Source organism: Bdellovibrio sp. ArHS (assembly GCF_000786105.1).
Taxonomy (GTDB): domain Bacteria; phylum Bdellovibrionota; class Bdellovibrionia; order Bdellovibrionales; family Bdellovibrionaceae; genus Bdellovibrio.
The window spans coordinates 226,505-236,167 of sequence record NZ_JTEV01000016.1 but is presented as its reverse complement, the minus strand read 5'-3'; the positions used below and the strand labels follow the sequence as shown (position 1 = coordinate 236,167).

General features: G+C 47.4%; 10 protein-coding genes. 7 read left to right on the top strand and 3 right to left on the bottom strand.

The genetic code is table 11. The features are described from left to right. Positions 1-127: 127 nt before the first annotated feature. Entirely contained in the window at positions 128-2,005 is a 1,878-nt protein-coding gene (locus tag OM95_RS09935) for a S8 family serine peptidase (protein ID WP_041873203.1), read from the bottom strand. Between the two features lie 154 nt (positions 2,006-2,159). On the opposite strand from OM95_RS09935, the gene OM95_RS09930 reads away from it, so the two are divergent. From OM95_RS09930 to OM95_RS17260, 3 genes are all read left to right on the top strand, one after another. Continuing rightward, the gene (locus OM95_RS09930) at positions 2,160-2,768 is read left to right on the top strand and encodes a DUF502 domain-containing protein (protein ID WP_041873132.1); all 609 of its coding nucleotides are present in this window, start codon (positions 2,160-2,162) and stop codon (positions 2,766-2,768) included. After that, positions 2,768-4,183, top strand: a complete 1,416-nt coding sequence (locus OM95_RS09925) for a hypothetical protein (protein WP_041873130.1) — start codon at positions 2,768-2,770, stop codon at positions 4,181-4,183. Before OM95_RS09930 ends, OM95_RS09925 begins: the two co-directional genes overlap by 1 nt. A 340-nt stretch (positions 4,184-4,523) precedes the next feature. Further along, positions 4,524-4,691, top strand: a complete 168-nt coding sequence (locus OM95_RS17260) for a hypothetical protein (protein ID WP_291516051.1) — start codon at positions 4,524-4,526, stop codon at positions 4,689-4,691. 13 nt (positions 4,692-4,704) lie between these two features. Here OM95_RS17260 and OM95_RS09920 read toward each other — a convergent pair whose 3' ends face one another. Continuing rightward, on the bottom strand, positions 4,705-6,240 hold the full coding sequence (locus tag OM95_RS09920; RefSeq protein ID WP_041873128.1) for a leucyl aminopeptidase family protein: 1,536 nt from the start codon (positions 6,238-6,240) through the stop codon (positions 4,705-4,707). Positions 6,241-6,359: 119 nt separating this feature from the next. Between OM95_RS09920 and OM95_RS09915 the strand changes: the two genes are divergently transcribed. The 4 genes from OM95_RS09915 (at position 6,360) to OM95_RS09900 (ending at position 8,727) form a co-directional block, all read left to right on the top strand. Further along, positions 6,360-7,328: a hypothetical protein gene (locus OM95_RS09915; RefSeq protein ID WP_291516049.1), complete on the top strand. Its 969-nt coding sequence runs from the start codon at positions 6,360-6,362 to the stop codon at positions 7,326-7,328. Positions 7,329-7,409: 81 nt separating this feature from the next. Continuing rightward, positions 7,410-7,799 (top strand): Co2+/Mg2+ efflux protein ApaG, encoded by a 390-nt coding sequence (apaG, locus tag OM95_RS09910; RefSeq protein WP_291516047.1) that lies wholly within the window; start codon positions 7,410-7,412, stop codon positions 7,797-7,799. An 81-nt stretch (positions 7,800-7,880) separates the two neighbouring features. Continuing rightward, on the top strand, positions 7,881-8,189 hold the full coding sequence (locus tag OM95_RS09905) for a hypothetical protein (protein ID WP_041873126.1): 309 nt from the start codon (positions 7,881-7,883) through the stop codon (positions 8,187-8,189). Next, positions 8,161-8,727 carry a GNAT family protein gene (locus OM95_RS09900; RefSeq protein WP_041873124.1) on the top strand — a complete coding sequence of 189 codons (567 nt, stop codon included), beginning with the start codon at positions 8,161-8,163 and terminating at the stop codon, positions 8,725-8,727. Before OM95_RS09905 ends, OM95_RS09900 begins: the two co-directional genes overlap by 29 nt. Here the strand turns inward: OM95_RS09900 and OM95_RS09895 are convergent. Beyond that, positions 8,724-9,593 carry a hypothetical protein gene (locus OM95_RS09895; RefSeq protein ID WP_291516045.1) on the bottom strand — a complete coding sequence of 290 codons (870 nt, stop codon included), beginning with the start codon at positions 9,591-9,593 and terminating at the stop codon, positions 8,724-8,726. The two genes, OM95_RS09900 and OM95_RS09895, sit on opposite strands and share 4 nt — an antisense overlap. Positions 9,594-9,663 lie beyond the last annotated feature (70 nt).

The following is a 9,663-nucleotide window of genomic DNA, read 5'->3' as shown; positions in this document are numbered from 1 at the left end:
CGGCGCCACGATGGCGCGAACCGCACAAAGTGCGGCGGCAACTGAGCCCGGAAGGCGCGCCGACCGAAAGGGATGACTTAGGAATCCGTGCCACTCCCAAATCCCCCGCGCGAAGCAAAAAAACAAACTAAGAACTCTTAATAAGCCCCGAAGTCCAATCCCGAATCATAGCCAAAGTCCCCTGTCTCGCGTTAGCGAACTGGACTCCGTAGGCTTGGTTCTGCTCGCTCCAGACGACCTGACCTTGCACTTCGATGACTTCGTGGCCATCAGGACTTTGGATTCGCATTGTGACGATGCCACCTTTTTCCAAAGCGGCGTCAGCATTGAAGGACAAGCCACCTTCAGAGATGGTATTCACAGCGCCGATCAGTTCGCGATCGCCGACCGTCACACGAATTTCAGAATTCATTTTAAAGCGTTCGTAACGACGGCGTCGTTTTGGATCACGAGATCGCAAAACCTGCCAGACGACCAGCGGGGCCATCAGAAGACCGATCACGACAGCAATCGCGCCGGCTCCCCCACCCTGTCCTGAGCCCGGGCCGTTGTGGGTCACAGCTTTGACAAGACCGCAACCGCCACCAGCCGCCCCGCTGCCTGAAGTCGACGCCTGCTCCGTCAGATAATAGGGTTTATAGTCAGGTTGAGTGGATGCCGTCGCCACCATCTGTTGCGACGTGCGAATCATTTCGTAGGCATCGATACGAGCACTCGAATACACGAGGTTATTCAGGAAACTTTTGGCTGAAGCTGTGCCCAAAATCAACTGCTTCATCTGATATCCCGATAGCGAGGGAGCTTCGCGGAACGCCAATGCCGCCATTCCCGCCACGAACGGCGCCGCCATACTGGTTCCGTTCATAGGCATTGTGGTATTTCCAGGAACGGTGCTTTCAATGTACTCCCCTGGGCTGGCCACATGCACTGTGGAAGCGCCGTAATTTGAGAAGCTGGAAAGATCATCGTAACGACTGGAAGAGGCGATGGAAATGTTACTCGGTACATCGTAATTAGCCGGATACATCGGCGACGCATCGTTGTTGCTTCCGTAGTTGCCGGCGGCAGAGACCACTAACACACGACGTTCATAGGCATAGGTGATCGCATCATGAAGGGATCGGCTGTAACTACCCCCACCCCAAGAGTTGTTGATCACACGTGCGCCGTTATTGACGGCATAATAAATCGCGCGAATCGCATTCGAAGTGGATCCCGAACCAGTCGCACCTAAAAACTTTAAAGGCATGATAGAAATTTTAGATTCCTGCAAAGGACGAGCAAAAATATTTTGGCCTGTGCCGACAACAATCCCGGCCACATGCGTGCCATGGTCGTCGTCATCCATAAAATTATTCGTGTTGGTGATAAAATTCCAACCATTCACGTCATCGACATATCCGTTTTGATCATCATCCACGCCGGGCTGGCCCGCCGCCTCGACAGGGTTCACCCACAGCGCCCCTGTACCGCCGTTAGCCAGTGGTTTAAAAACATCGTGATAACGGTCCAATCCGGTATCGACCACGGCCACAATCACTTTTCCGTTCTGCGCACTTAAAGAACTTAATAAAGGCCAGGCATTCGCAACACCTGTTGCCGCATTGGACTGCGCATACACCGCGGGGTCCGTTGAGGCAGGACTGGAGTTAGCAAATTGCTCGTAAGTCAAACGCTCTACGGAACCATTCAGCGCGACTTCCGCTTTATCTAAAATATAATTGGGCTCAATATACTCAACATCGGGATCATTTTTTAAAGCTTCAAAAGAGGCTTTTTCATCCGGCCCCGACTTCATGGTGACCTGCATGATATCCAGCCCCGGAAAGGCGGCCTTCAACGAAGCTTTACCTAAAAGCTTCGTCTGAGCAATCGTGGGCCCACCTGAAGAAGCCTTAAACTTAATAAGGTATTCGCCAGGAACCACTTTAGGATCATTCTGTGCGTATGCCGCAAAGCTCAGAAGACTGAAAGGTATAAATAGCGCGCCTAGAATCCGTTTCACCGGTTCTCCTTTGACCCCTTTCTTGTCGGTCAGAAGTCGAGGGTTGTTTAGATAAAAAAGTGTCTCATTTCGAGAATGCACAAAGCCTTGAAGAGCCTCGACTTAGCTGATATTTAAAAGAGCCGATACGTGATAAAAGACAGGACATCCAGCTATGAAACAACTCCAAAAAATCTTCTTGCAAGGTCTTGTGACTTTCCTTCCGATTGCACTGACGATCTACATCATCTACGCGGGCATCGCCATCGTAGACAGCTTTCTTGGAGACGCTCTTCGCCAGATTCTGCCCATCTATATTCCGGGCTTGGGTTTTCTGCTAACGGTTATTTTAATTTTCCTGTTGGGTCTGATGCTCAACAACCTGCTTGCTGGAGGCATTTTCACAAAGCTGGAACAGCGCTTAACGCAAGTTCCGTTTATTAAGGCCATTTATTCTCCGCTGCGTGATCTGATGAATTTATTTTCAAAAGGCGGCGGTCCCGGAGGACTGCAAAAAGTGGTGTTGGTCGATCTGGGCGACACGGGTATTCGCGCTTTGGGTTTGGTCACTCGGGAAAATTTCCGCGACGTTCCTGCTATTGAGCAAAATGCCGACGATCGCATCGCGGTTTATATTCCGATGAGCTATGGTTTAGGGGGATTCACCTTAATGGTTCCCCGCTCGCGCCTGACACCTTTGGACATGCCGATTGAAAAAGCGATGAGCCTGGCCATCACCGGTTGGGTCAAAGCTGAAAGTAAGCCTGAAGGAGAAAAGAAATAATGTCTGAGGCTCCGATGGTTGAGACCACTTTAAGCAAAGCTTTGAAAATCAATAAAGATCTGGCCCGCTACGGAGCTTTTGCTGAAATCGGCGCGGGTCAAGAAGTCGCTCGGCATTTTTTTCAAGCCGGCAAAGCTTCTCAAACAATTGCCAAAACAATTTCCGCTTATGACATGATCGTCAGTGACGATATTTATGGTCGCGAAGCCAATGGCCGCTACGTCTGCGAATCACGCCTGACTAAAATGTTAGGTCACGAATATGACCTGCTGGTGGACCGCCTGGCAGAGGCCCGCGGGAAAAACACCTGCTTCTTTTCATTTGCGAATACCGTCGCAACAGCTTCTTCCGGCAGCAACAAACAATCTCATGGCTGGATGGGCGTGCGTTTTCAAACCAGACCCAATGGTCCCGCCAACGACATCATTCTGCATGTGCGCATGTTGGATCGCCACCGTCTGCAACAGCAAGAGGCTTTGGGAGTTCTGGGCGTCAATCTTTTGCATTGTGCGTTTTATCATTTGCAACCAACAGAAGATTTTATTCCTCGTCTGGTTGAGAGCTTGAAAGACGGTCAGATCGTGATTGATGTGATCAAGTTTCAGGGGCCCGATGTTGAACATTTCGATGCGCGGCTGATGAACCTAGAATTGGTCCGCAGGGGCCTGGCAGAAGCGATTTTGTTCTCTCCGAAGAATGAGATCTTGAATATTTCAGATGCCATTTACGGCAAAGCACTTTTAATTCAACGAGGCACATTCCGTCCCGTGACCGTGACCCATTTGGATGTTCTGCAAAAGGGCCTGGCGCAGATAAAAGATGATGTCTATAAAAGTGAAGGCAAGGCGCTGGAAGTTCTGCCGATGCTGGAACTGACGATGCACAACCTGCAGGCTGACGGTCATATCAATGAAAAAGATTTTTTAGCCCGCGTGGAAACGTTAACAAGTCTGGGACAGCATGTGCTGATTTCGAACTTCTTCTTATTTTATGGCTTAAAACGTTTCATTCGCCGCTACAATCCCCACTTCATGGCTTTGGTTGTAGGAGCAAGCCATCTTAATAAGCTCTTCACGGAAGAACATTATAACAATCTTGAAGGGGGCCTTTTGGAAGGCCTGGGCAAACTTTTGGAGCAAAAGACAAAGCTTTATGTCTATCCTCACAAAACGCCGCTTCTTTGCCTGACGACGAAGAGTTTTTTTCCCGCGCCTCACCTTCGCCATATCTATGCTTATTTCGTCGAGAATCAACAGATTGTCGATATCTCGGGCTGCGATGAAACCGGTGAATATCTGCATTCAGCCGACGTGATGAAGATGATCGAACAGAACGATCCGCGCTGGGAACAATGCGTTCCCGAACCCGTCCGCCAGTTGATCAAGTCGCAGAAGCTTTTTGGATGTAAAGCTTAAAGGCAAATACCTTCGCCGATTTCAAAACGAAGTCATTACTCATTCGAATCGATCCGATGGCTATCGCAATGTCTTTAGCAAAGTTTTAAGCTGACAAATTTACCGCCACGGTGGCGGTAAAGATGCGGCCCTTGCCGTTGATGTCTGTGTAGCAGATAAAAACCACGATGGTTCAATAATGCAGACAAACAGAACCTAACGGAACCCCATACTGACGAACTACTTAAGCATTCGCGAAATACATGGGGGACCACCATTCCAGTCTCAAATCGAACAAAACACATTTGATCGAAAAAGATGATTACAAATTGATAGGAAAACTCCGCATATAACATTTGTTATGTTTATCAAATATAAACAAATTCCGATCAACTCTTCAATGATTCGACTGCTGGATTTTATCTACAACCTTGAGATCTTGTTTGGGATAATCTTTATCTCGTCCATGGTTATCTTGGGCTATGTGATCCATGATCGCAAAGCCCGTCGAAAGAAAAGAATCATCTAGTCTTAAAAATTTTCTAAATTCTCTTCGTCAAAAACTCGATCAAACATTGAACGGGCTGACCACTGCCACCACTGGAAGTCAAAGCTCCATGCGCTTTGTCCGACCAGGCATACACGTCTAAGTGGGCCCATTTTTTTCCACGCACGAATTTTTGCAGGAATAAAGCTGCGGTGATGGCTCCGCCGAAACCGCCGCCTGAATTTTTAAAATCGGCAAAGGGAGATGACATCTCGCCAAAATATTTTTCAAACAAAGGCATACGCCAGTTCAGATCACCGGCGCGCTGACCGGCCCGAGTCAAAGCCGCAGCCAAGTTATCATCATTTGAAAAAAGTCCGGCGATTTCAGCACCTAAACCGACTTTGATCGCCCCGGTTAAAGTGGCGACGTCAATGACGTATTCAGGCTCATCCGCCCCTTTGACAGTGCAGGCGACGTCTAACACATCGGCCAACACCAAACGACCTTCCGCATCGGTGTTATCAATTTCAACACGAAGCCCATTGCGCGCCGTAAGTACGTCACTAGGACGGAAGGATTTTCCATCCACCGCATTTTCCGCTAAAGCCAAATAGAAATCCACAGGCCCCGGATAGTTACTTTCAGCCACCCACAAAGCCAGACCGATCACGCTGGCCGCACCACCCATATCCTTCTTCATCAAGCGCATCGCCGAAGAAGGTTTGATGTCCAAGCCACCAGTATCGAAGGTGATACCTTTTCCGACAAAAGCCACCGGCTTTAATTTTGATTTTTTAGCAGGACGGTATTTCAGATGAACCATGCACGGCCCATGTTCGGCTCCTTGCCCTACGCCGACGTGCAATCCCATTTTTTCTTGGACCAATTTTTTAGCATCCCAAATCGCCACTTTCAAAGTGGTTGGAAAGGCCAGTCGCTTTGCCGCGATTTCCGCAAAGGATTCAGGGTTTAAATCATTCGGTGGAAGATTTACCAAATGGCGAGCCAAATTCACCGCGCGCGCGCGAATCATCGCCTCTTTCACGATATTCTTATCGAAGCTTCCCAAGGTCTTTTTCAAACTGACTTTGGGAAGGTCTGCCAACTGCTTACCGTCCACAAATTGACGGAAATTATACGTGGCGATATCCATGCCGACCAAAGCTCCCAAGTCCTGATCCGCTTCCGTGCCATGAAATTCAATTTGGACTGCATTAAGATGATGGGCTTTGAAATGGGCGACCAAAGAGCCAAACTGATCACGCGCCCAAGTGTAGCCGGATTCATCGATCAAACCGTCGTGACCAACACTGTTCTTTTTGCGCGAGCGAAGAATCCACACGGGCCCCTGCTGCCCCACAAAATAAACAAAGTCCTTGTCATTCTGTTTTAAAGAAGAGGCCTGCCAAGGCAAAGAGTGCTGTTGGACCCAGGAGGTGAATTTAGCACTATCGTCCACACCCAGAAAATAGACAAAGCCTGTCAATTCATTCTTTACTTTAAGTTCTTTGCCGATGTCGAAAGTTTCAATCCAGGAACGGAAATGAATTTTATTCGAAGTTTTTGCCGAGGCGGTTTTTTTAGCCACTGTATTTCCTCACTTTTAGTTTGTGATTAGGACGAAAAATTCCGTAAAATCATAATATGACGTGGACTGAGACCACAAATTTAAAATTATGCTTACTCAATGCAGAGAACCTCTTTTTGATGTTCGACGGAACACCAGGCAAGGAAGTTCTAGAATTGAGCGAAACTCAGTGGCAAAGACTGTCGTCATCCGTTTACGAAAATAAATCACTTAAAAAAACCGGGGATATCGCCAAAGCCCTGAAAGAGATCAATGCCGACATCGTTATGCTGTGCGAAGTCGGTGGTTTTGAGTCCTTAAAAAACTTCAACCATCTCTTTATGGATGATGCGTATTCGCCTTGTTTGATTGAGGGAAACTCAGAAAGAAACATCGACGTCGGCTTTTTGATTCGTAAGAATTCGCCCTTTTATTTCGATCTTCAATCCAACAAAAACCGACCGATCAATTACCTTTACCCGCATGAGCGACAAAGCCTGCAAAGCGGGTATCCCGTCAAGGGCGGCAAAGTCACAACCAGTCACCGCTTTTCCCGGGATGTGGCAGAGCTGCGACTTTTCAAAACAGACAAAGAAAAACCCTTCTTTATTATCTTACTGTCTCACCTGAAATCCCGCTTGGATCCGGAACGCATTGACCCAAATGGTTTTGAACGTCGCCAGGCAGAGCTTCGCACGCTGCTGGAAATTTACCGCGAACTTGAAACCGTACATCCCGACGTCCCGATCCTGATGGCCGGCGATTTTAACGGAAACGCCAGCCTGATTAATACCGATGAAGAGTTTAAAGACATTTATTCTCAGACACCCCTCAAGGATGTCTTTGAGGTGATGAATCTTGCGCAAGAGGCTCGCGCCACTTTTTATCAGGTTCGCAATGGCCAAAGAGTCGAAGGACGTCAGATCGATTTCGCCTTCTTATCCCCCACTCTGCAAAAACTAATCAAAGCTGGCTCTGCGCATGTTCATAAGTATAAAGATGAGTTTGGCATGGAACGAGACATCCCACGGACGATGGATGCAAAATCCCATTTTCCGTCAGACCACAACCCCATTGTGTTTGAAATCGAGAACCTCATTCTTAAATAACTGTATTTTCGCACAACATTGCAGATCTAAAAGGTTCGGCCATTGACCTTTTTTGTGGACGAATTTATCCTTTATTTCACTATGGCAATGCAAAAAACAACGACTCCTGATTTTCAGATTTCCGCGAAGGTGGTCTACGTTCCCTCAGAATCCCGTCCTGAGCAGGGATATCATTTCTTCGCGTATAAAATCGCCATCACCAACAAAGGGTCTATGCCGGCCCAATTGATGAGTCGTCATTGGATTATTATGGACTCCTCGGGCAAAAAGGAAGAGGTCCGCGGCCCCGGGGTTGTCGGAATCCAACCCAAAATCCAACCTGGGCAAACTTTCGAATACGACAGCGCTTGTCCACTCAATGCGTCAACCGGCAGCATGCAGGGAAAATACTACTTCGTATCCGAAAGCGGAGAGAGCTTCAGCGTCGAAATCCCTGAGTTCTTCCTTATTGCGCCTCACGCCCTTCATTAAAAAAACAGGTCCAGTTTTCATTAAAACTCTAGGACTCTAAAACCAAGCTGTGCTAAACCCATTTTCGATTTTGGGAGCGTTATGGCTTGGTTTAAAAATCTAAAAGAACTTTTGGGATTTGATAAAGCACCACACTGTCTTTGTATGGTGGTTTCAGAACAAGAAGGCGCTGAAATTTGGGTGGAAGGCAAAAAGACCAACTACCGGACGCCTAAAGCCATCGCCATTCCCAAAGGCAAAGACGTGAACATCATAATCAAGATGGTCGGCCATCACGATCACCACGCCACCGTTCGCAGTGAGCACACTCTTTCCTATTACTATTGCAACTTAGACCGTGTGCCCCTTAGACTGATCAAGAATGAAATCCATCGATCTGCCTCTTTATAAAAAAACAAAACGCCTGGTGATTCGTCCTTTCGCGGACTATGACTATGAAAACTGGGCCCAAGCGTATTCTTCTCTGCGGCCACCCCAAAACGAATGGGATGAAACCAATTGGGCTGACAGTGAACTCACGAAGAAGAAATTCAAAGAGCTGCTTAAAGAACAGTTGAAACAAAGACAAACGGATAAATTTTATTCTTTTGGGGTTTTCCGCAAAGACGACGGCATGCTTTTGGGTCGCGTGACCTTGATGGATATCTCGCGCGGGATTTTTCAAAACGCCTACCTGGGTTATCAAATCTTCAATATTTACTGGGGGCAAGGCTATGCCCAAGAGGCCTGCAAAGCCACCATCCAACTGGCCTTTAAAAATCTAAAACTGCACCGCGTGGAAGCCGGCATTTCACCTAAAAACAAAAGATCACTAAAAACTGCAAAAGCTTTGGGCCTGCGTAAAGAAGGCGTCAGCAAACGCCGCTTGCACGTCAATGGCAAATGGTCCGACATGGAAATCTGGGCGCTGACACGGGAAGAGTTTTAATTTTTCGAACGACTTCTGTCGATCGACCAGAAAACATTTTCTTTATATTCGGACGTATAGACTCGAATGGAGATCAAGATAAACGGCCGCTTCCTGTTTTCGTCTTGGTCAGGGGTTTTGGAAAAAAAATTCTTAAATTTCTTCCAGATCTCAAGCCATATACTCGTGAAGCTGACATTTAAGCTTGGCCATTCCACGGGAAGAGCGTGAAAGGCTGAGCCCGTTGTCGCCCATTTTTCAGGACCCTTCTCTGTTTTGTATTTAATAATTTCATTAATTATTATCGACCAGTCATCCGTAAGATCAGAAGCTCGCCCTGCTTCAGCTTTAACCAGCGCTCCTAAAAAATTCTTCATATCAAATATCGGCCCAACGTTGCCGCCATCACGATGCTCCAGGCGGGGCGACTTTTCTTGCAAAATCTTTTCCGAGATCTGATCATTCGTTCGCGCATCATCAATAAACCAAAAACCACTTTTTTTGATTTCTGAAGAATTGGAAAAATCGCGAAGCGTTTGTTTGGGATCGATCTGAAGAGGCGTCTCGATGGCAAACTTATCACGCCATTCATAAAGAGCTTTCTGATTCCGGGTCGAAGCATTGTCTTCATTTTCTGTCTGCTTCACTTGAAAAAGATAAGCGCGCTTTTCATTTAAGCGCTTTTGCGGATCACCTGCGACTCCATATTCAAAGTCCAAATGAAACATGACATCGGCAAGTTCGACCACTTCCTTACCAAGAGGCTTCACGCGAGGACTGTTGTGCAAGTGCGCGACACCGATGACGAACTTGGCATTTCGACCAAGAAGTTGCGCCATGATGGCATTGAGGTCTTGCAAGAAGCCATCTTCCAGCAATTTCCGCAAATACTCTGTCTCCCTCATCGACCACCTCGTGTAATCAAGCTTAAGTTTGATTGAAAAACGACGCAACCCC